This is a genomic window from Streptomyces sp. TBY4 (assembly GCF_024213195.1).
Taxonomy (GTDB): domain Bacteria; phylum Actinomycetota; class Actinomycetes; order Streptomycetales; family Streptomycetaceae; genus Streptomyces.
In genome coordinates, this window is the sequence record NZ_JANAVF010000027.1 from 25,430 (window position 1) to 45,537 (window position 20,108).

The 20,108-nt window shown below is 70.4% G+C and carries 18 protein-coding genes; 11 read left to right on the forward strand and 7 right to left on the reverse strand.

Annotated features, from left to right (window positions below):
• Positions 1-38: 38 nt before the first annotated feature.
• From NLX94_RS37355 to NLX94_RS37380, 6 genes are all read right to left on the reverse strand, one after another.
• Positions 39-791, reverse strand: a complete 753-nt coding sequence (locus NLX94_RS37355; RefSeq protein WP_254387740.1) for an ABC transporter permease — start codon at positions 789-791, stop codon at positions 39-41.
• A complete protein-coding gene (locus NLX94_RS37360; RefSeq protein ID WP_254387741.1) occupies positions 784-1,614 on the reverse strand; it encodes an ABC transporter ATP-binding protein in 831 nt (276 codons plus the stop codon). Before NLX94_RS37360 ends, NLX94_RS37355 begins: the two co-directional genes overlap by 8 nt.
• 148 nt (positions 1,615-1,762) lie before the next feature.
• A complete protein-coding gene (locus tag NLX94_RS37365; protein WP_308402646.1) occupies positions 1,763-4,453 on the reverse strand; it encodes a BTAD domain-containing putative transcriptional regulator in 2,691 nt (896 codons plus the stop codon).
• On the reverse strand, positions 4,450-5,673 hold the full coding sequence (locus NLX94_RS37370; protein WP_254387743.1) for a pyridoxal-dependent decarboxylase, exosortase A system-associated: 1,224 nt from the start codon (positions 5,671-5,673) through the stop codon (positions 4,450-4,452). Before NLX94_RS37370 ends, NLX94_RS37365 begins: the two co-directional genes overlap by 4 nt.
• Positions 5,670-7,277 (reverse strand): acyl-CoA ligase (AMP-forming), exosortase A system-associated, encoded by a 1,608-nt coding sequence (locus NLX94_RS37375; protein WP_254387744.1) that lies wholly within the window; start codon positions 7,275-7,277, stop codon positions 5,670-5,672. The genes NLX94_RS37370 and NLX94_RS37375 overlap by 4 nt, the downstream gene beginning before the upstream one ends.
• Positions 7,270-7,539, reverse strand: a complete 270-nt coding sequence (locus NLX94_RS37380; protein WP_254387745.1) for a phosphopantetheine-binding protein — start codon at positions 7,537-7,539, stop codon at positions 7,270-7,272. Before NLX94_RS37380 ends, NLX94_RS37375 begins: the two co-directional genes overlap by 8 nt.
• Positions 7,540-7,838: 299 nt before the next feature.
• On the opposite strand from NLX94_RS37380, the gene NLX94_RS37385 reads away from it, so the two are divergent.
• Positions 7,839-8,867 carry a hypothetical protein gene (locus NLX94_RS37385; protein WP_254387746.1) on the forward strand — a complete coding sequence of 343 codons (1,029 nt, stop codon included), beginning with the start codon at positions 7,839-7,841 and terminating at the stop codon, positions 8,865-8,867.
• Here the strand turns inward: NLX94_RS37385 and NLX94_RS37390 are convergent.
• A complete protein-coding gene (locus NLX94_RS37390; protein ID WP_254387747.1) occupies positions 8,839-10,740 on the reverse strand; it encodes a condensation domain-containing protein in 1,902 nt (633 codons plus the stop codon). The two genes, NLX94_RS37385 and NLX94_RS37390, sit on opposite strands and share 29 nt — an antisense overlap.
• Before the next feature lie 436 nt (positions 10,741-11,176).
• Between NLX94_RS37390 and NLX94_RS37395 the strand changes: the two genes are divergently transcribed.
• The 10 genes from NLX94_RS37395 to NLX94_RS37440 all read left to right on the forward strand — a co-directional run.
• Positions 11,177-11,494, forward strand: coding sequence for an acyl carrier protein (locus NLX94_RS37395; RefSeq protein WP_254387748.1), 318 nt, complete (start codon positions 11,177-11,179; stop codon positions 11,492-11,494).
• A 29-nt stretch (positions 11,495-11,523) separates the two neighbouring features.
• Entirely contained in the window at positions 11,524-12,117 is a 594-nt protein-coding gene (locus NLX94_RS37400; RefSeq protein WP_254387749.1) for an acyl-CoA dehydrogenase family protein, read from the forward strand.
• The gene (locus NLX94_RS37405) at positions 12,114-13,247 is read left to right on the forward strand and encodes an acyl-CoA dehydrogenase family protein (protein ID WP_254387750.1); all 1,134 of its coding nucleotides are present in this window, start codon (positions 12,114-12,116) and stop codon (positions 13,245-13,247) included. Before NLX94_RS37400 ends, NLX94_RS37405 begins: the two co-directional genes overlap by 4 nt.
• Positions 13,244-13,768 (forward strand): hypothetical protein, encoded by a 525-nt coding sequence (locus NLX94_RS37410; protein WP_254387751.1) that lies wholly within the window; start codon positions 13,244-13,246, stop codon positions 13,766-13,768. The genes NLX94_RS37405 and NLX94_RS37410 overlap by 4 nt, the downstream gene beginning before the upstream one ends.
• A complete protein-coding gene (locus tag NLX94_RS37415; RefSeq protein ID WP_254387752.1) occupies positions 13,765-14,226 on the forward strand; it encodes a GNAT family N-acetyltransferase in 462 nt (153 codons plus the stop codon). The genes NLX94_RS37410 and NLX94_RS37415 overlap by 4 nt, the downstream gene beginning before the upstream one ends.
• On the forward strand, positions 14,219-14,668 hold the full coding sequence (locus NLX94_RS37420) for a hypothetical protein (protein WP_254387753.1): 450 nt from the start codon (positions 14,219-14,221) through the stop codon (positions 14,666-14,668). The genes NLX94_RS37415 and NLX94_RS37420 overlap by 8 nt, the downstream gene beginning before the upstream one ends.
• Positions 14,656-15,240, forward strand: a complete 585-nt coding sequence (locus NLX94_RS37425) for a GNAT family N-acetyltransferase (protein WP_254387754.1) — start codon at positions 14,656-14,658, stop codon at positions 15,238-15,240. Before NLX94_RS37420 ends, NLX94_RS37425 begins: the two co-directional genes overlap by 13 nt.
• Positions 15,237-18,449 carry a S41 family peptidase gene (locus tag NLX94_RS37430; protein ID WP_254387756.1) on the forward strand — a complete coding sequence of 1,071 codons (3,213 nt, stop codon included), beginning with the start codon at positions 15,237-15,239 and terminating at the stop codon, positions 18,447-18,449. The genes NLX94_RS37425 and NLX94_RS37430 overlap by 4 nt, the downstream gene beginning before the upstream one ends.
• Positions 18,446-19,327: a 4'-phosphopantetheinyl transferase superfamily protein gene (locus NLX94_RS39525; protein WP_254387758.1), complete on the forward strand. Its 882-nt coding sequence runs from the start codon at positions 18,446-18,448 to the stop codon at positions 19,325-19,327. Before NLX94_RS37430 ends, NLX94_RS39525 begins: the two co-directional genes overlap by 4 nt.
• The coding region (locus tag NLX94_RS37440; RefSeq protein WP_254387759.1) for a beta-ketoacyl synthase N-terminal-like domain-containing protein at positions 19,303-20,108 on the forward strand (806 nt) is incomplete at its 3' end. The genes NLX94_RS39525 and NLX94_RS37440, both read left to right, overlap by 25 nt.

The window sequence follows — 20,108 nt, forward strand, 5'->3', positions numbered from 1 at the left end:
CGGTCGCATCTCGAACGTTCAGATGCAGCCACCCGCCGTCACAGCAGGTGGCTGCGGCCCCATCCACGGGCCAGGCGATAGGTCGCGAACGTCCCGGCGACCAGGCCGATGGCCAGGCACACCAGAGCCGGTCGCAGCGTGCCGCCGAGATCGCCCTCGATCGCGGAACGCATCATGCTGAGAGCCCAGTAACCCGGCGACAGCGGGGCGATGACCTGGGCCCACCCCGGCATCAGGCTCACCGGGGCGAGCGCGCCACCGATCGAACTGACCGCCATCGCGCCCAGGTCGGACACCAGACCGAGATCGCCGCGGCTGCGCACGACCGTGGCCAGCGCCGCACCGATGGCGAGCAGGGTGAATCCCCAGACCGAGATGGCGAGGGCGATGTAGCCGAAGTGGTTCGGCACCGGCAGCCCGATGATGAGGCAGCCGTACACCAGCAGCACCAGCTGCTGGAAGATCAGGATGACGAGCACCGGCAGCGTCTTGCCGAGCAGCAGCTCGGTGCGGCCCGCCCGGCTCGACCGCATCTGGTCCCAGGTGCGCCATTCCCGTTCGACGAGGATGGAGTTGCCGACGATCGCCAGGGCGAACACCGAGAACATCACCAGGGGACCGGTGACCGCCTGAAGCGTCCCGCTGTCCAGCGCCCGCACGTACAGCGGCTTGAACACCAGCATCAGCACCATCGGCAGCGCGATGTAGCTGATCAGCTGGCCCGGGTCGCGGAGCCTGAGGACGGTGTTGTGCCGGACGAGTATGCCGACACGATGCAGGGAGTCAGTCATCGTTCACCGCCAGGGACCGGTAGAGGTCATCGAGGGTCGGGTTGTGTACTTCGACGGACTCGACGGGCCGGTCCGTGCCCTTGAGCAGGTCCACCAGGGCACCGCTCGGATCGGTGGTGGAGAGCTGAACCTCCTCGTCCCCGAAGGAGACGCGCACCTCGCCCGGCAGGCCGTCGAGGAGTTCCGCGCTGCTGCCGCGAGCGATGATCCGGCCCTTCTTGGCCACTGCGATCGACGCCTGCAGTTCGCTCAGCTCGGTCAGGTAGTGCGTCGTGTAGATGACGGCGGCACCCTCGGCCGCCCGCTGCTTCACCACGTCGAGCAGCGCCTGACGGGTGTCCGGGTCGGCACCCGCCGTCGGCTCGTCGAGGAGCAGCAGCGACGGTGCGTGAATGAGGGCGACGGCCGCCTGGGTACGGCGCTGCTGACCGCCCGAGAGCAGCCCGACCGGCCGGTCGAGGAACCCGGTCAGGTGCAGCGCCGCGGCCAGGTCGTCGATCGTCGACCGCAGCAGCTCGCGCCGCAGCCCCGCGAGCCCACCGAACAGCCGTAGGTGCTCCCGCACGGTGATCGGCGGATAAAGCGCGATGTGCTGGGGCGAGACCCCGACCTGCGCGCGGGCCTTCGACGGCTCCTTGCCGTCGATCAGCACGGTTCCGGAATCAGGGCGCACCAGGCCGGACACGATCTCGATGAAGGTGCTCTTGCCGGCGCCATTGTGGCCGACCAGGCCGACGATCTCCCCGGCGGACACCTGTAGATCGAATCCTGCGAGGGCCTGCACCTCGCCGTAGCGCTTGGCAAGCTCGACGACTTCCAGCAACGTCCTGCTCCTCAATCTTGTGAGAATTCATCGTCCGGGACGAATCCCTTGGCCAATCTGGCATGGTGACGGCCGCCCAGAACCCTGCCCGCAGAGGCAGAATGCGGACGTCATTCGATACGTCACGGGCCGCCGCCAGCGCCTCCTGCTACGGTCGGTCGAGTTCTTGGCGGGACGACACCGGCCGGGCCCTTGCGATGCGCAGCACCGCGGTACCGCGCAGCCGAGCCTGTTGCTGAGGCACCAGATGCCGGACGACCACGGCATCCGATGTGCTGCGCGGGGCCTCCGGCGGCTTCCGCAGGGCGTCCGACCGGACAGAGGTCGGCTGCCGCCGGTCTTCCTGCCGGCCCTCTCCCTGACGGCCCTCTCCCCGGCGGATCGGTGTCGCCCTGCCCGCCTCCGACCACTGACCGGCCTCACCGATCGCCTGTTCGGCGAGCCGGCACCATGCGGACTGCCCCTGCTGCTCGAAGACGCGCAGGGCCAGGGTGAGCCGGACGAGGGCCTGGTCGACGTCCTGCTCACGCAGGTCCAGCGTGCCGAGCGAGTACAGGAGCGCCGCCTCGCCCAGCCGGTCCTGAGCCTGCCTGACCGTCCGGAGCGCGTCGTCGTGGCTGGAGCGCCAGTCGTCGAAGCGGCACTGGGCGCCGCTCAGCGCCGCCACCGCCAGGGCCAGGTTCCAGCAGTACTCCGGCGCGACGGATCGCAGTTCGTGCCCGACGGCCGCCAGCAGGCCGGCCCGCTCTTGCTCGTACCAACTGCCCGGATCGGTGAGGAGGGCGTCGACCAGCGGCCGCGGCAGAGGCAGGCGCGGGGCCTCGCCGAAGTGGGTCCCTTCGGCGCCCCGCAGCCTGCGCCGCGCCTCGTCGGTCAAGTGCAGCCACGCGCCCCAGAGCCGCTTCAGGGCCTCACGGCGCTCGTCGGCCGGCTCGGTGTGCGGGGCCATGCCCCGCGCGTAGACCCGGGCCAGGCCGTGGAGCCGGTACCGGGCCGCAGTGCCGGAGCCGCTCACCACGTCCACCAGCCGGGCGTCCACGAGGCACTCCAGGACGTCCGCGGCCTCCTCCGCATCGGCGCCGAGGAGCGGTCCGGCCGTCCAGGCAGCGAAGTCCTCGGTGCCGATCAGGGGCAGCCGGGTCAGCAACTTCCTGCCGTCGTCGGACAGACCGGTGTACGCGGCTCGCAGGACCGGCAGTACCCCGAGCCCCTGGTGGGTCAGCTCGTCGATTCGGCCCTCCTCGTCCCTCAGCCGCGCGGCGAGCTGGGCGAGCGTCCAGTGCGGGCGGGTGGCCAGCCGGGCCGCGACTATGCGGAGGGCCAGCGGTAGCCCGCCGCACTGCTCGGCCAGTTCCATTGCCTCGCTGGGCTCGGCGGCGACCCGGTGCTCGCCGATGACCGCCGACAGCAGCTCGATGCCCTCCCGGAGGGTCAGCGCACCGAGTTCGAAGACGTCGTAGCCGGGCAGGGCGGCGATCCGCGCCCGGCTGGTGAGGATGAGCCGGCAGGTGGGCGTGCTGGGCAGCAGCCACCGTATCTGTGACTCGTCGGCGACGTTCTCGACGAGGATGAGCATCCGCCGGTCGGCGATGGAGCTGCGGTACAGCGCGGCCCGCCCGTCGATGTCTTCGGGGATGGACGGGTCCGAGACACCCAGCGCGCGGAGCAGCCGTTCCAGCACGGCCGAGGTCTCCGACACGGTGTCATCCCCGTCGGACACGGTCGCGTACAGCTGCCCGTCGGGGAAGTCGGGCGCCAGCTCGTGGGCGGCCTGCACGGCCACTGCCGACTTGCCCGCCCCGCGGCCCCCGGTGATCACGGAAACCTGGACGGCCTCCGCACCGTCCAGGTCTCGCGCATCGCCACCGGGCGGCGTGAGGAGCGCGCCGAGCAGTTCGGCGTGGCCGGTGAACTGGGGCAGCAGGGGCGGCAGCATGCGCGGTACGGGCATGGAGACTTGGCTCGGTGCCGGCGCCACCATCTCCGACTCGGCCGCGCCCGTGATGATCGCGTGCTCCAATTGCCGCAGCGACGAGCTGGGTTCGAGACCCAGCTCGTCGATGAAGGCCCGGCGCACGTCGCGGTAGACGGCGAGCGCCTCCGCCTGTCGGCCGGACCGGTACAGGGCCGTGATCAGCTGTCGGGCGAGCCGCTCGCGCAGCGGATGCTCGGCGACCAGCGCCCTCGCCTCGCCGATCACCTCGTGGTGGCGGCCGAGTCGCAGCTCGACGTCGATGCACTCCTCCAGCGCCTCCACGCGCTGCTCCGCGACGCGCACGACGCTGGCCCGGACCACGGCGGAGTCCACCCCGTACAGCGGGTCTCCCCGCCACAGCGCCAGTGCCTCCCGGAACGCGGCGCGGGCCGTCTCCGGCGACTCGGCAGCCGTGGCACGGCCGTGCGCCACCCGCTCGGAGAACAGCCCCAGGTCGATCTCGCCGGGCGCGACCACGACCGCGTATCCACGCCCCCGCGTCCGGATACGCTCGCCGAGACCCGCCTGTGACAGCGACCTGCGGAGTGCCGCCACGACCGTCTGTACCTGAGCCCGCGCCGTCGTCGGCGGTGCCACGTCCCAGACGGCGTTGATCAGCTTCTCCAGCGGCACCAGTTGGTTGGCGTGGAGCAGCAGCGTGGCCAGCACGATCCGCTGCCGCGGTGCCGTGATCTGGACAGGCCGGGCGCCAACCACCTCCAGGAACCCGAGGATCCGGAAGAGCGGTGTACTCCCCGGAACATCGGGACTCCGAGCTGATTCTTTCGCGTGGTTGCCCACCGCGACCCCCTCCATTCGACAGCCTGATGAGGCCGTGATCGCTGCCAGAGGCAGGTGCCTCATACGAGAATCTCGGCCGGGGCGGGGTGGCCGAGGAACGCCGTCGGACTGGCAGTGAGCCCGTACGCCCCGGCCTGGAACACCGCGACGAGGTCACCGATCTCCAACCGGGGCAGCGTGACCCCGTCCCCCAGGAGATCGAGCGGCGTACACAGACAGCCGACGACGCTGACCGTCTCGACCGCCGCCGCGTCCGGACCGCCCGCCGCGGCGATCGGGTAGTTGCGGCGGATGACCTGGCCGAAGTTGCCCGAGGCCGCCAGCTGGTGGTGCAGCCCACCGTCGACGACGATGAACGTCTTGCCGCGGGACTCCTTCCGGTCGACGACCCGCGTCACGTACACGCCCGCCTCGCCCACCAGGTACCGGCCGAGCTCTATGACCACCCGCGCGTCCGGGAAGCGGGGCCGGACGAGTTCGTCCTGTAGCTTCGCGAGGTTCTCGCCGACCGGCCCGAGGTCGAGCGGCTGGTCCTTCGACGAGTACGGGATCCCGAAGCCGCCGCCGAGGTTGAGGTACGAGACCGGCACCGGCGAGGCGTCGGCCAGCCGGACCATCAGCTCGATGGTGCTGCGCTGAGCTTCGACGATGCTGTCGGCGCGCAGGTTCTGCGAGCCCGCGAAGACGTGGAAGCCCTGGAAGTCGAGGTCGTCACCGGCGAGTTTGGACAGGACGGCGGGCACCTCCTCCGCGTCGATGCCGAACTGCTGGGGGCCGCCGCCCAGTCGCATCCCGGAGCCCCGGAAGGCGAACGGCGGATTGACCCGGAGCGCCACGCGCGGCCGCAGGCAGAGCGCCGCACCGGCCCGCCGGACCCGTCGGAGCTCGTTGACGGACTCCAGTTCGATGGTGACGCCGGCGGCGACGGCCCGCGTCAGTTCGTCGTCCGTCTTGCCGGGCCCGGCGAAACTCACCCGGGACGGCGGCATGGCCGTGTCGAGGGCGTGCCGCATCTCGCCTGCCGACGCAACGTCGAAGGAGTCCACCAGCTCGTTCATGTGGTGCAGCAGGGCCGGCATGGGATTGGCCTTCACGGCGTAGCTGAGGCTGATCCCCTCCGGCAGTGCGGCCCGGACGGCCGCGACCCGCTCGGTGACGAGAGCCCGGTCGTACGCGAAGAACGGTGTGGAGCCGACCCGGGCGGCCAGCCGGCCGACCGGGACACCCCCTACCGCCAGCTCTCCGTCGACCCGTCCGAAGAGCGCGGGACCCGTCCCCTTCATCGCTCCACCTCCTGACGCACCGCGACCCGGTCGAACTTGCCGTTGGGTGATAGCGGGAGGGACGGCAGCGCGACCGTCCGGCGCGGCAGCATGTACGGCGGCAGCTCCTGGGCCAGCGCCTTGCGCAGCACCTCGGGGTCGCACCCGCCGGAGAAGACCAGCACGATGTGATGGCCCAGATGCCCGTCTTCGACGCCGAGCGCCACCGCTTGGTCGGTAAGACCCGTGGCGTACACGGCCTCCTCCACCTCGGCCGGACTGACCCGGTACCCGGATGTCTTGATCATGTCGTCCCCCCGACCGACGAAATACAGGAAACCTTCCTCGTCCCGGCGCACCAGGTCACCCGACCACACGGCAGGTTCCGGCGGCAGCACGGCGGGACCGCCCGGCACGGGACGGAACCGCTCTGCCGTGCGCTCGGGCGCGTTCCAGTAGCCGAGCGCCACCAGCGGCCCCCGGTGCACGAGTTCGCCAGTCTCATCCGGCCCGCACTCCGACCCGTCGGGCCGGACGACGAGCACTTCCGCGTTCGGGATGGCCTTGCCGATCGAGTCCGGCCGGCGGTCCACCTCCTCCGGCGCCAGGTAGGTGGACCGGAACGCCTCCGTCAAGCCGTACATCAGGTACGGAGAGGCCTGTGGGAACAGTCCGCGCAGGGTGGCGAGGGTGCTCCGCGGCAGCCGTCCGCCCGTGTTGGCGAAGTACCGGAGGGAGGCGGTGGCCTCCTCCGGCCACTTTTGAGCCGCCAGCTGCATCCACAGCGGGGGCACACAGGTGAGCGCGGTGACCTGGTGCCGCGCGCACAGTCGTACGGCCTCGCCCGGCACCAGGTAGTTGACAAGCACCAGGTGGGCGCCCGCGATGAGGCTCGTGGTGAGCTGGCTGAACCCCGCGTCGAAGCTGAGCGGCAGGACCGACAGCACCACGTCGTCGGCGGTGTGGCCGAGGTACCCGGCCACGCTCTCGGCTCCGGCGATCAGATTGCCGTGCGAGAGCACGACGCCCTTCGGGCCGCCCGTACTCCCCGACGTGTAGAAGATCGCCGCGACGTCGCGGTCGGTGGCCGGCGGCTCCTCCGCGACCGTTCCGGTCCCGGTCCCGGCCTCCGCCGCGCAGAGACGGTGCCACGGCACCGTCCGCCGACCGTCCCGGAAGACCTCTTCGGCCCCCTCAGGAGCGTTCGCGAGCACCACGTGCTCGACCGAACTCGCCTCGCCGAGCGCGCTGTCGACGGTCGCGAGGCGCTCGGTGGTGGTGATCACTGTGCGGGCGGCGCAGTCGGCGACCACGTGCCTGAGGTGACGCGCCTTGAAGAGCGGGTTGACCGGTACGAGGACCGCGCCGGTCCGGGACACCGCGAGGAGCGCGACGATCGTCTCGACGCGCTTCTCCATGTAGACGGCCACCCGGTCCCCGCGCCGGATCCCCAGCGCGCGCAGCCCCTCGGCGGCCGCCCCGACACGGAGCGCCAGTTCGCCGTAGGTGACCGTCTCGGACTTGAAGGTCACGGCCGGCCGGTCGGCGCGGCCGCCCGAGAGCAGCTGGTCGAGACGGATCGCGGGGGGAGCCCAGGGCAGGTGGCCGCCGAGCGGACTATTCATCGCCGGCCTGGCGCGGCGTGGCGAGCGGCGCCACGGTCGACCACAGCGAGCCCACGGTCTCGAAGGTCTGCTCCGTGAGGAACTCGTCGGGCAGTTCGAGGCCGTAGGTGTCCTCGAGGTCCGCGAGGAGCTGGACCACACCCATGGAGTCCAGGCCGAGGGCCGGGAGCTCGTCCGCGGCGGCGAGCGCGCGGCTCTCCGCGTAGGGCAGGTGAGGACGAAGAACGTCCTGGAAGGACTCAGGTATGTCAAGTTCGGTCATGATGTTCACCCCCGTCCGACCCCCGATGATCGCTCGGGCGCCGGATTTGCTTGTCCTGGTTCGTCGACGGTTTTCCGCCACAGAACCGACTTCACCACGGTGCTCTCTCGCGCCGCTGTTGGCTGACTATCACCGTCCGCGGAATGTACTTCCGCGTGGAGGGTCCGCCGATAGCGGTGTGATGACCCCTCCTGCCAAGCTGGAGCACCAGAGCGGGGTTCATGGTCAATGTCCCCCGACGTGGGCACTCTATACCGGGTCCTGGTTACGAGCCAGCGATCTTCAAACGGGGGGGGAAGTTGACACTCAGCGAAGCATTGCCGTTGTCAGTGAGTGATTCGGCCATCGGTGATCCCGCTACTGCCGTCTACTGCTACGCGGCTCAAACAGGTGAAATCAGGTCACTTGAGGGGGCGGCGGCCGCGCTCGGCCTGCCGCTGCACGAGGTCTTCGCGGCGGTCACCCGGCTGATGGAGCTGCGGCTGCTCCGGACGGACGGAACGGAAGGCGGCCGACTGGTGCCAGTGGATGCCGAGTACGCCGCCAGCCAACTCGTCTCGCCCATCGAACGAGCCATCTACGAGAACTGGGAGCGACTCGACCGGCTGCGCGACAGCATCGCGGCCGTGACCCGGCCCCCGGGCCGGAGCGGGGAGCCGGTCGGCGCCATCGCGCGGGTCGAGGGCCCCGCCCAGATCCGGGGATTGCTGAAGCTCGCCGCGGATGTGTGCCGCGAGGAAGTCGTGGTCCTGCGGGGGAGCCACGGTGATGAGGAAACCGTCGACGAATTGCTGGAAGCCTGTTACAGCGTCCTTAATCGAGACATTTCGGTCCGAGTTATCTGTCCCCACCGGAATCGGGCCTCTTTCGCGACTCGGGCGAAAGCCAGACGGCTGGTGGAAGGCGGCGCCCAGATTCGCACGATCAGTCAGGTGCCGCAGGCGGGGGTGGTATTCGACCGGTCAATGGCGGTGGTGCTGGACCTTTCGGAAGACGGCACGGCGCCGCCCACCGCCCGCCGGGTCCGTGACGACGGCGTGGTCCGCTTCCTGGTGGACCTTTTCGACCAATTGTGGGACGGCGCGTCACCGTTCGAGGCGATCGAGCCCGGATACAGCGACGTTGTCGACGACCTTCACCAGTCCATCGCCCGGCTGATGGCCCAGGGCTACACCGACGAAGTCGTGGCGCGTCGCCTCGGAATGTCGGTCCGTACCTGCCGCCGCCACATCGCGGCGCTGCTGCGCGACCTCGACGCGGTGAGCCGCTTCCAGGCAGGGGTGCAGGCTGCCCACCGATTCACCATGGAGGGTGCGCGGACGGCCTGATCACCTCGGGCGCGTCCGCAACGTGCCGTCCGCTCCGGCTCATCCGCTCCGCCAGTGCCCGCAGGGGGCGGGTACCGGCGAGCTGGCCCGCCGTGAGTCCCCGCCACCCCTCGGCGTGGAGCGCCTCGACCACCCGGGGGGCCCGCAGGGCCCGCCCGCCGGCGGTCGTATAGCACTGGGCCGCATCGGCATGGCCGAGCCCGTTCGCCCGTGCCACGGCCGCGACGAGGGCGCGCTCCGCCTCGCCGGGCACCTGGACGGCGGTCGTGCCCGGGTCGGCCTCCGCCTCCGCGAGGGTGTCCCCGGCGGCGAGGCCCCCGCCGACCGAGGTCTGTCCACCCGGGGACGTAATACGGAACCGGGCCGGACAGCGTACCGCCGGGGTGTCGTCCAGCGCCCCGAGGACGTGCGCCCGCAGCGCTGCGGGCGTGACCGGGCCCGAGGCCTCGATATCGGCGATCAGCACCCCGTCCTCCAGGCGCAGCCTGGCCGAGCGCACCCGGTCGTGTGCGGCAAGCAGCGTCTCCACGGCATCCTGGTCCACACGGTCGGGTCCGGTCCGCATCGTCCGGCGCGCGGGCGGCGCCGGAAAGTCGAGGAGCCGGGCGGCCTCGCCGACCCGCAGGTCAGCGGCCGGATCCTGGTGGTGCCGCAGGAGCTCGGCGTAACCGCGGAGGAACCGCTCGACGGCGGCGGAGTCCATGACCTCGTCCATGGATCGCAGGGCGAGGGTTATGCCGTCCTGCCACTCGTACACACGGAAGTACGTGTCGGATCCCGATCGCGCCCAAGCCGCCTGGTCCGTGGTCCAGACGAACCGCTCCCGCCGTGTACCGCAGGAACGCGGCGCATAGCTGAGGAAGTTGAGGTCAGAGGCGAGCCGTACGCGCTGCCCCCGGCGGAACCCCTCGTGGGCGGTGAGCTCGATGATCTCGTCGTAGGACGCTCCGGCGTACGTCGTCGTCTCTGCGGCGCTGCCGGCTGCACGCCGCACCACTTCGGAGAAGGCAGGGTCGTCCTTGAGGTCCACGGACACGATCGCGGGCGAGAACATGCAGGCCATCACATCCATGGCCGGGCTGCTCTCGCGGTGGCTGGCGAACCACCGGTGACCGACCCGGTCAAGGCCGGTGTACGCGGCCGTGGTCATCGCGTAGGCGGCCAGGTGAACCGCTGACGGCCACACCCCCAGCCGTCCGGCCAGTTCATGGACGACCGAGAGCAGCTCGGGCGACGTGAGCGAGGCACTGTGGGCCTCGTACCTGCGGTCCACAGCGGGGGCGCGACGCAGGGCGTACGGATCGGCGGGCAGTTCGGCCAGCCGTCCCGCCCAGTGACTCAGCGAGTCCTCCCGTACGGCGGACCGCCCGGCCTCCTCCAGTCGGGCGAGGTCGCTCGGTTGTGCACTGACCGGGGCGAGCCGGGCCTGGCGGCGGGCGCCGGCCGCCGCCAGCAGTGCCTCGAATTCGGCTGTGAGCGCGTCGATGCTCCAGTTGTCGACGGCGATGTGGTGGAGGACCAGGACGAGCCGCTTCACCACGCCCGCCGTCGTCACGGCGCAGGCGCGGATCGGCCAGTCGCGGGCGAGGTCGAAGTCCGCCTCGGTCAACTCCTTGACCACTTCTGCCGGAGCGGGGGTGCCGTCGCGCTCCGTCGTGACCACGCGCACCGACAAGGGGCCCGGAGGATGCACGTGCTGCTGCGGCCAGGGCGAGGCGCCGGCGTCGTACGTGGTGCGGAGCACCTCGTGCCGACGCACCAGGTAGTTGAGGGCGGCCCGCAGGGTTGCCGGCGCGATCTCCGGCGGGATGTCGTGCCCGAGGACGACGTGACTGTCCTGCCGGGCCTCCGGCGGCGTCTGATGGTGACTCAACCAGGCGTACCGCTGCCCCAGGCTGAGTCCGGCACTTTTCACAGCAGGCACCCGATCCTCTCGATCGCCATTCGGCGAATACCGATGATTTCGTACGCCGCAAGTACCCGGCAACAGTTCCCGGTGGCAGATTGTGGACGGTCGAAAGCTGACACCGAGCGGGTCATCGGCAATCGGGAAGGAGCCTTGACACCCGATTTATCGATCCGCGAGTCTCGGGGTGTCGGAAGCCGGGCCGGTTCGGTCACGGCTTTCAATCACTAATGAACGGGAGGAGGTGTTCAACATGGTGAAGTCTTCTGGCAAGGTCTCGGGCAAGAAGCAGGGCAAGGTCTCGGGCAAGAAGCAGGGCAAGGTCTCGGGCAAGAAGCAGGGCAAGGTCGCCTAAGCGATTGGCCAATGACCGGCGGCATGACGTCGCGCTAGTGCCACTGGCATGAGCGACGTCATGCCGCCGAATCTCATCAAGGCGAAGAAGGTAGAGCTCATGGAACGTCATGAGATTGTCGAGCATGTCCGTATCACGCTCTCCGCGGTCCTCGGTCGGGAGATTGTGGAACTCTCCGCGGATGTCAGGCTTCTCGAAGACCTTGAACTGAATTCGATGCGTTTCATCGAACTGCTGACGGCTCTGGAGGACACTCTGGGCGTCGAGGTCGATCCTGATTCGCTGGAACCCGAAGTATTTCAGTCGGTCGACGCGTTCGTCGAATATGTCAGCAATCGGATGCCGCAGGCGGAAAGCGGAACCTGAGGGTTCCGTCATCAGTGAGGAAGGACGCGATGGGGGACATCAGCGACGCTTGCGAGCGCACCGCCCACGTCGAGGGACTGGCAGCAGGCCTTGAACTGGCGCTGCGCGAGGCGGACGTCACCACGCCGCCGGGGCCGGTCGCCGCCGTCCCCACGTCGCGGGTGCCTGCGGGCGCCACGACCGTTCCGCACGCCCTGGCTGCCGGAGAAGGCATCTCCTTCCTCCGGTACCCGAGCCACGTGCTCGTCGACACCGCGTGCACTCTGCGGTTCGGCCGACTCCTCGCCGCCGTACGCCTCGGCACCACCCGCCGCCTCACCGAGCACGCTGTGCGCCACCTCGGCGGCCGCACCGTCGGCGGCGACCCCACCCTCGGCAAGCAGCTGGTTCAGGGAACCCTCGCCGACCTCATCACCGAGACCGAGGTGCTCCGCCACCGGCTCGCGGCGCCCGGCGATGACATCGCCGACCTCGCCGACGTCCAAGACCGGCTCACCGCACTCGACTGGGAAGCCACGAAACTCCTCGGCGCCAGCGGCTACGTGGGCGGAGGTCAGGCGACGACCGCCTACGTCTCCCGCCTGGTCGCCAACTGCTGGACCCTCCGGGAGGGGCACCGATGACCGAACTGACCCCGACGCTGCGGAATCTGCGCGCCCTGTGCCGCGAGGTGGCCACCGACCTGCGCGACCGTGCCCTGGCCGTCGACTCAGATCCCGACGCCATGGCGCCCCACCTGGACTCGCCGGCACTCGCCCTCGTCCGCAACGCCACCACACCGGCCCGCTTCCGTCGCGATGCCGTCCCCTACCTGGGCGACGACGCCACCGCTACCTGCCTCGAACGAGTCGTCGCCACCGTAGAACTGGCCCGCGGTGACGCCGCCATGCTGGTGGCCAACCCCGGACCCTCCCTCGCCGGGATCGTCGTCGACGCCCTCGGCAGCGACGCACAGAGGGAGCTCTTCTACGACGCCATCGCCGACGGCCGCACCTGGACCTTCTTCGCGATGACCGAGGAGGAACGCGGCAGCGACGCCACCGCGCTCGCCAGCCGCCTCGACAGGGATGGCGGCGGGCACCTCCTCCACGGCGCCAAGCGCTACATCAGCAACGGCACCCGCGGCGGCATAGGAGTCGTCTTCGCCCGTACCGGCCCCAGTCCGCTGTCCATCCGCGCCGCCCTCGTACGCCGTCCGTCCCCCGGCCTCACCGGCCAGGTCCTCGACATGACCGGCCTGCGCGGCGCCCGCATCAGCGCACTCGCCTTCGACGCCGTGCCCGTCCCCGCTGAGCACCTGCTGGGCAGCCACCTGCCCGCCTCCCGGCGCGGACTGTGGGGAGCGAGCCGCACCTTCAACGCCATGCGCGTCCAGATCGGCGCACTCGCCCTCGGCGTCGCCTACGCTGCCCACGACTACGTCCGCACCCATCGGCCCGGCATCCAGGACACCGTCGTCACCGCCCGGCTCGACGCCGCCCGCGCGCTCCTCTACTCCGCCGCCGACGCCGTCGACCACGTCCCGGACGACAGGCGCTCCCCGTCCGTGGCCAAGCTCCACGCCACCGACCTGGCCATCCGGCTCACCCACTGGGCCGCCGCCGCACTCGGTCCCGGATCCCTCCTGGAGCATCCCTTGCTGGAGAAGTGGAGCCGCGACGTCCACGCCTTCGAGTTCATGGACGGCACCAGCAACATCCTGCGGCTCCACATCGCTTCCGCCCCTGACCCCGCAGGAAGGAACAGGCCATGACAGCGGCCATCGCCCCGGCTGAGGAGACGGCCGTACCGCCGCCGACCTGGACCGCCCGGCCCCTCACCGAAGCCGACCACGACACGGTCTTCGCATTCTTCGACGAGGCCGACTTCCACTTCCGTACCGCCCAGCCCGACACCCGCTCCGAAGCCGACATTCTCGCCCTCCTCGACGAGGCCCCCCGCCTCCTCCTCGCCGACGGTGTACCCGTCGGCCTGTGGGCGCTGGAAGCCTGCGCCAGCGAACACTGGGCCCAGCTCATGCTCCACTTCCGGCTCACCTCGACCGCCCCCCTCTCCTGGTGGCAGTCCGCCTTCGACGAGGTGGTGAGAGCCGTTCACTGGCGCCGCGAACTCGTCCGTCTCTCAGTGTGGATCGACGAGCACGACGCACGTGGACTCGCCTTCGCACGCGCCGCCGGCCTCACCGACGAGGGCGTCCTCAGCCACGTCACCCTCCACGAAGGCCGCCGGTACGGAACCCGCTTCTTCTCACGGATATGGGCGCCGACATCATGAAACTGAGGGGATACCGGAGCAGCCATCGGCCGCTGCTCACCGGAACATGGCTGCCGGGTGAACTGCTCGGCCTGCCGCTCGCCGACTGGCCGGCCCTCGCCGACCCGACCACGGTGCCCCCGCCGGGGGAGGACACCGGAGAACTCTGCGTCGTCCCGGACACCGGCTTCGTCCGCTACCACGCCATCGACTGGGTCCACCGGCGGGCACGCCTGGAGATCGGCCTGCGGCCAGATGCCGTTCACGCCGCCGCACCCCTGCTCACGGCAGCTGTGGAGCACGGTCTCAGCGTCCTCAACCTGCGCCGGCTGTACGGCTGGGTCACCCCCGCGACCCAGCCTCCGACCGACGCGCTGACCGACGCCGGCTTCCGCACGGAAGCCAGCGTACCCGGCGCCATCTGGCTGGACGGCCGCCCCGCCGAACGGCACATCTGGGGAGTGACCCGGAATGACTGACATTCGACCCGTCCCGCTCACCGAAGCCGTGACCGCTCTCCGCGCCGCCGGAGACGCCTGCCGCGGATTCCTCGGTGTCGACCCCGTCACCCAGAACGACGCCCTCCTCGTCAAGGAACTCACCCGCACCGGAGCCCAGTTCTTCCGCTCCGACGGCGCACTCGTCGGCTGTCTCACCAACGAGGACCAGCTCCGCCAGGTGTACGTCGCCACGACCACGGCGGACCCCGAGCCGCTGCGCGCCTTCCTCGCGTTCCTCGACACCTATCGCCGGATCACGTCCTACGTCGCTCTGCTGCCCTCCGGGAACCCCACGCTGCCCGCGTTCGAGAAGTGCGGCTTCACCCAGGTGGGAAACCTGAAAGACCACCACTTCCAGGCTGGCCGTCACCAGGATGTCCCGGTGTACTTCGCGAGCGCGGAGGTCGCATGTCGTCCGTAACCCTCAGGCACTTCACCGAGGCGGACATCCCGCTTCGCAGTGGACTCCTGCTCGAATCTCGCTTCCAGGCCAACCTGACCGACGCCGCCGCCATCACCGGCGACGACGCCCTCGACGCCAACCAGCGCCACTGCATCGCCAAGGAACACCACACCAAGCAGATCTACACCCTCTGTGGCCCTCGCGAACAGGTCGTCGGCTTCGCCTGGATCACCTCCATCGACTGGCGCGCCCAGGTTTGCGAGATCTCCTACGGCATCCTGCCCCGGTACCGCGGCCTGTACGGCGCGGCTGCGATCACCGCAGCGCACACCTACATCCGGCTGGAACTCAACATGCAGGTCACCATCAACCAGGTCCTCGAACACAACACGATGATGCACAGCGCGGAGGGTCTCGCCGCTCAGCGCCAGGTCCGCACCCGGTACGACTCGTACACCGTGGGGGAGTGGCGCGCCGCCTCCTACTGGTCGGAGACCGAGGAGGACGTCCGCGCCCACCTCCGCCAGGCAGAGGAACGCAGACGCCGAATCGCCGACCGCATCCGCACGATGACACGGCCCGCCTCATGACCGGCTCCCTCACCCCCGGCGGCTACCTGCGCCACCCCACCCTCCACGGCGACACCCTCGTCTTCGTGTACGAGGACGAACTGTGGCGCATGACGACCCCTGCGGGGCAGGCCGCCCGGCTCACCGCCGGCGTCTGCGAAGCCGACCGCCCCCGGCTGTCCCCCGACGGCCGCCACGTCGCCTTCGTCGGCGCGGACGACGGACCCGCCGAGGTCTACGTCATGCCGCTCGCCGGCGGCCCCGCCCGGCGTCTCACCCACCAGGCCGCGGCCCGCTGCGCCGTCGTCGGCTGGCACCCGCACACCGGGGAGATCGTCTATGCCAGCACCGCCGAGCAGCCGTCCGGATTCGGCTTCCGGCTGTTCGCCGTCCCCGCCACCGGCGGTCGCCCGCGCCTGTTCGACCACGGTCCCGCCAACGCCCTCGCCTTCGGACCCGACGGCGGCACCGTACTCGGCCGGGCCAACGCCGAACCGGCCCGCTGGAAGCGCTACCGCGGCGGCGCCGCCGGGCAGCTCTGGATCGACCCTACCGGCAGCGGAAAGTTCCACGAGCTCCTAGAACTCCCCGGCAACCTCGGCTCACCCTGCTGGGTGGGCGACCGCGTCCACTTCATCAGCGACCACGAGGGCGTTGGCAACGTCTACTCCTGTGCCACCGACGGCACCGGCCTGGACCGGCACACCGACCACCGGGACTTCTACGCCCGCAACCTCACCACCGATGGACGGCGGCTCGCCTACCATGCCGGCGGCGCCCTCCACCTGCTCGACCCTGCCACGGGCCGGCACGAGCCGCTCGACGTTCGGCTCACCCCCTCGGGCACCCAGCACGCCCGCCGGTTCGTGGCCGCCGCCGACTCCCTGGAGAGCGCCCGCCTCAGCCCGGACGGCACCCGCACGGCCCTCGTCGCCCGCGGCAAGGTGACGACCTTCGCCCACTGGAGCGGTCCCGCCTACCCCTGTGGCACACCCGACGGAGTCCGCTACAGCCACGCCGCCTGGCTCGCCGACGGCCGCCGCCTCGTCGCGGTCGCCGCCGACGAACGCCCCGACGAACGACTTGTCGTCCTCACGGCCGGCGGCACCACGGACGGCCCTGGCGTCGGACCCGCCGAGATCGAGCTCCCCGTCCAGGGGGCCGGCCTCATCACCGAAGTCGTCCCCGCCCCCACCGGTGGTCTCGTCGCCTTCGCCAACAATCGCCAGCAACTCTGGATCACCGGCACCGACACTGACGCCCCGGAACTGGAAGCCCGCCTCATCGACACCAGCCTCCACGAACGCATCGAGGACCTCACCTGGTCCCCGGACGGACGCTGGCTCGCCTACACCTACCCCGATACCCCGCGCACCACCGCGATCCGGATCGCCGAGGTAGCGACCGGCCGTACCCACCCCGTCACCACGCCCGTGCTGCGGGACTACATGCCCACTTTCGACCCGGGCGGCCGCTACCTGTACTTCATCGGCCAGCGCGACCTGCGGCCCGAGTATGACCAGGTCAAGTTCGACGTCGGCTTCCCTTTCGGCGCACGCCCCTACCTGGTCTCGCTCCGCGCCGACGACCTCCCGGCCTTCGTCCCCGGCCACGAACCGCACGGACAGCCGTCCACCCGAGCCGAACACGTCACTGTCGACCTCGACGGCATCCAGTACCGTGCCGTCCCTCTGCCCGTTCGCGAAGGCCGCTACGTGAGCGTCACCGGCCTGCACGACAAGGTCCTCCTGCTCTCCGTACCCGTCGCCGCCCCGGACACCGACGCCCCCGGGACCGCCCCTGACGGAACCATCACCCATGTCGACCTCACCACCGGCGAGGTCACCGAGGAGTACCTCGGCCCTGTGGACGACATCACCGCCGCCCCCGACGCCGGGATGCTGCTGTACCACTCCGGAAACCGCCTCAGGGTCCTCGACGCGGCCACCGCGCAGGAGACCGCCGCGGAACACGACGGACCCCACGAGCCGCCCGGCCGCCAGAGCGGCTGGATCGACATCGACCGGATCAAGATCGCCCTCACGCCGGCCGCCGAATGGCATCAGATGTACCGTGAGGCCTGGCGCCTCCAACGGGAGAACTTCTGGAACGCCGAGATGGACGGAGTCGACTGGCAGGCCGTCTACGACCGCTACCTGCCCCTCGTCAGCCGGGTGGCCACCCGTGCCGAACTCTCCGATCTCCTCTGGGAGATGCAGGGCGAACTGGCCACCTCGCACGCCTACGAGCAGGGCGGCGACTACCTCCGCCCCGAGCACCACGCCCAAGGCTTCCTCGGCGTCGACTGGGACGACGACACCGTCCCCGCCCAGGATGCCGACCCCGGCTGGCGCATTCGCCGCATCCTGCACGGCGACCCCTGGAACCGCGACGCCACCTCACCCTGCGGCCGTCCCGGCCTGGGCATCCGCGCTGGAGACCTCGTCACCGCGATCAACGGCCGCCCCGTCGGCCCCGCCGGCCCCGGCGAGCACCTCGTAGGTCAGGCCGGAGCCGAAGTCGAACTCACCCTGCTCCGTGCCGCGGAACCACCCCGCCGGGTCGTCGTCCGTGCCATCGCCGACGAAGGCGGCGCCCGCTATCGCGACTGGGCCGAGCACAACCGCGCGTACGTCCGCACCGCCTCTCAGGGCCGGCTCGGCTACATCCACGTGCCCGAGATGAACTGCACCGGCTACACCGAGTTCATCCGCGCCTTCATCGCCGAATCCGACCGCGAAGGCCTCGTTGTCGACGTCCGGTTCAACAGCGGCGGCCACGTCTCCCCACTGATCCTCGACCGCCTCGCCCGACCCAGGTCCGGCGTCGAACACGGCCGCTGGAGCGGTGGCGCGCCCTATCCGCCCGAATCACCGCGCGGCACCACCGTCGCCCTCGTCAACGAGCAGACCGGCTCCGACGGCGAGATCTTCAGCCACCTCTTCCGCGCCCGTGGCCTCGGCCAGCTGATCGGAAACCGCACCTGGGGCGGCGTCATCGCCACCTGGCCCCGCCACCCCCTGGTCGACGGCACCATCACCACCCAGCCCGAATTCCGCTTCTACTTCAACGAAGTGGGCGACCGCCTCGAGAACCACGGTGTCACCCCCGACATCGAAGTCGTCTACCCACCCCAGAGCGCCACCACCGACGAGGACCCCCAACTAGCCTCAGCAGTCGATTACTTGCTGCAATCCTTGGACCGCAGGACGGACGGGCCTCGGCCGTGACGGAGGAGCGGTACGGGGGCGAGGGCCGGGCGCTGGGGGTTTCTTCGCCGGGGATTCATGCGCCGGGCAGCCGGACGCCGGAGGTCGCCGCGTCCGGGTATTCCGCATCCACGATACCCGCGCCCGGAGAGTGCCACCTCTGGCACGTACCCGTACGGGAGCGCCCCGACTGGCTGACCCTCCTGGACAGGGAGGAACGCGCGGGCGCCGACCGTTTCGCCGCCGGCCCCGCACGTGAAGTCTTCGTCACCTCCCGCGCGGCCCAGCGCCTCGTCGGCGCCCACTACCTGGGACTGCCGCCCGGCGGCATTGTGATCACGCGTGACTGTGACCACTGCGAAACCCCGACCGCCATCCCTCACGGCCGGCCGTGCTTCGCGCACGGCACCCCGGCCCCGGTCGACTACTCCGTCTCGCATACGAGCGAGCACCTGCTCATCGCCGTGACCGGGTACGGAGCCGTCGGCGTCGACATCGAGAGCGGCACCTCCATCCGGGACGTCGACGGCCTCGCCAGGACGGCATTCACGCCGGGCGAGCAGGAGCGCTTCGCGACGCTGCCCGCCTCCGACCGGACCCGCGGATTCCTGACCGCGTGGACACGGAAGGAAGCAGCGATGAAGCTCACCGGCCTCGGCTTGCGCGCCAGCCCGCGTCACCTCGACGTGAGCGGCCCACTGGTGTCCGCCGGACCGGTGACCGGCTGGCCGGACGCCCCCGTTCACCTGTACGACTTGCCTGCCCCGGAGGGCCACGCCGCCGCGCTCGCGTCGAACGCTCCGGTGACCCGGGTGCGCACCTACGAACTACCGGAGGCCGCGGCCTCCGGCTTCATCCGCAGAGGATTCACGCCATGTCTGGAAACGACCCCAAGGTGATCGAGGCGCTCCGCTCCTCCCTGAAGGAGACGGAGCGCCTGCGTAAGGAGAACCGACAACTCGCCGGGGCTTCCCGCGAGGCGATTGCGATTGTGGGGGTGGGGTGTCGTTATCCGGGTGGGGTGGTGTCGCCGGAGGGTTTGTGGGATCTGGTGGCGGATGGTCGGGATGTGGTCTCGGGGTTTCCGGGGGATCGTGGTTGGGATGTGGAGGCTCTCTACGATCCTGACCCGGATCGTGTGGGGACGAGTTATGCGCGTGAGGGCGGGTTCCTTCATGACGCGGCGTTGTTCGATCCTGGTTTCTTCGGTATCTCGCCGCGTGAGGCGGCTGCGATGGATCCTCAGCAGCGGTTGCTGCTTGAGGTGTCGTGGGAGGCGGTGGAGCGGGCGGGGATCGATCCGCGGTCGCTGCGGGGTTCGTCCACGGGTGTGTTCACCGGTGTGATGTACCACGACTACGGGACCCGTCTGGGTGCGTCCGCACCGGAGGGTTTCGAGGGTCTGATGCTCAACGGCAGCGCGGGCAGTGTCGCCTCGGGCCGCGTCTCCTATGTCCTGGGCCTGGAAGGGCCGGCGGTGACGGTCGACACGGCGTGCTCGTCGTCGCTGGTGGCTCTTCATATGGCGGTGCAGTCTCTGCGGCAGGGCGAGTGCTCTTTGGCGCTGGCCGGTGGTGTGACGGTGATGTCGACTCCGGCGACGTTCGTGGAGTTCTCGCGTCAGCGGGCGTTGTCTGCGGATGGGCGTTGTAAGGCGTTTGGTGCGGGTGCGGATGGGAC

Bases quoted from the DNA above. Each gene is read 5' to 3' on its own strand.
- NLX94_RS37355 (WP_254387740.1), bottom strand. From the start codon at position 791: ATGACTGACTCCCTGCATCGTGTCGGCATACTCGTCCGGCACAACACC.
- NLX94_RS37365 (WP_308402646.1), bottom strand. From the start codon at position 4,453: ATGAGGCACCTGCCTCTGGCAGCGATCACGGCCTCATCAGGCTGTCGA.
- NLX94_RS37370 (WP_254387743.1), bottom strand. From the start codon at position 5,673: ATGAAGGGGACGGGTCCCGCGCTCTTCGGACGGGTCGACGGAGAGCTG.
- NLX94_RS37375 (WP_254387744.1), bottom strand. From the start codon at position 7,277: ATGAATAGTCCGCTCGGCGGCCACCTGCCCTGGGCTCCCCCCGCGATC.
- NLX94_RS37380 (WP_254387745.1), bottom strand. From the start codon at position 7,539: ATGACCGAACTTGACATACCTGAGTCCTTCCAGGACGTTCTTCGTCCT.
- NLX94_RS37395 (WP_254387748.1), top strand. From the start codon at position 11,177: ATGAGCGACGTCATGCCGCCGAATCTCATCAAGGCGAAGAAGGTAGAG.
- NLX94_RS37400 (WP_254387749.1), top strand. From the start codon at position 11,524: ATGGGGGACATCAGCGACGCTTGCGAGCGCACCGCCCACGTCGAGGGA.
- NLX94_RS37405 (WP_254387750.1), top strand. From the start codon at position 12,114: ATGACCGAACTGACCCCGACGCTGCGGAATCTGCGCGCCCTGTGCCGC.
- NLX94_RS37410 (WP_254387751.1), top strand. From the start codon at position 13,244: ATGACAGCGGCCATCGCCCCGGCTGAGGAGACGGCCGTACCGCCGCCG.
- NLX94_RS37415 (WP_254387752.1), top strand. From the start codon at position 13,765: ATGAAACTGAGGGGATACCGGAGCAGCCATCGGCCGCTGCTCACCGGA.
- NLX94_RS37420 (WP_254387753.1), top strand. From the start codon at position 14,219: ATGACTGACATTCGACCCGTCCCGCTCACCGAAGCCGTGACCGCTCTC.
- NLX94_RS37425 (WP_254387754.1), top strand. From the start codon at position 14,656: ATGTCGTCCGTAACCCTCAGGCACTTCACCGAGGCGGACATCCCGCTT.
- NLX94_RS37430 (WP_254387756.1), top strand. From the start codon at position 15,237: ATGACCGGCTCCCTCACCCCCGGCGGCTACCTGCGCCACCCCACCCTC.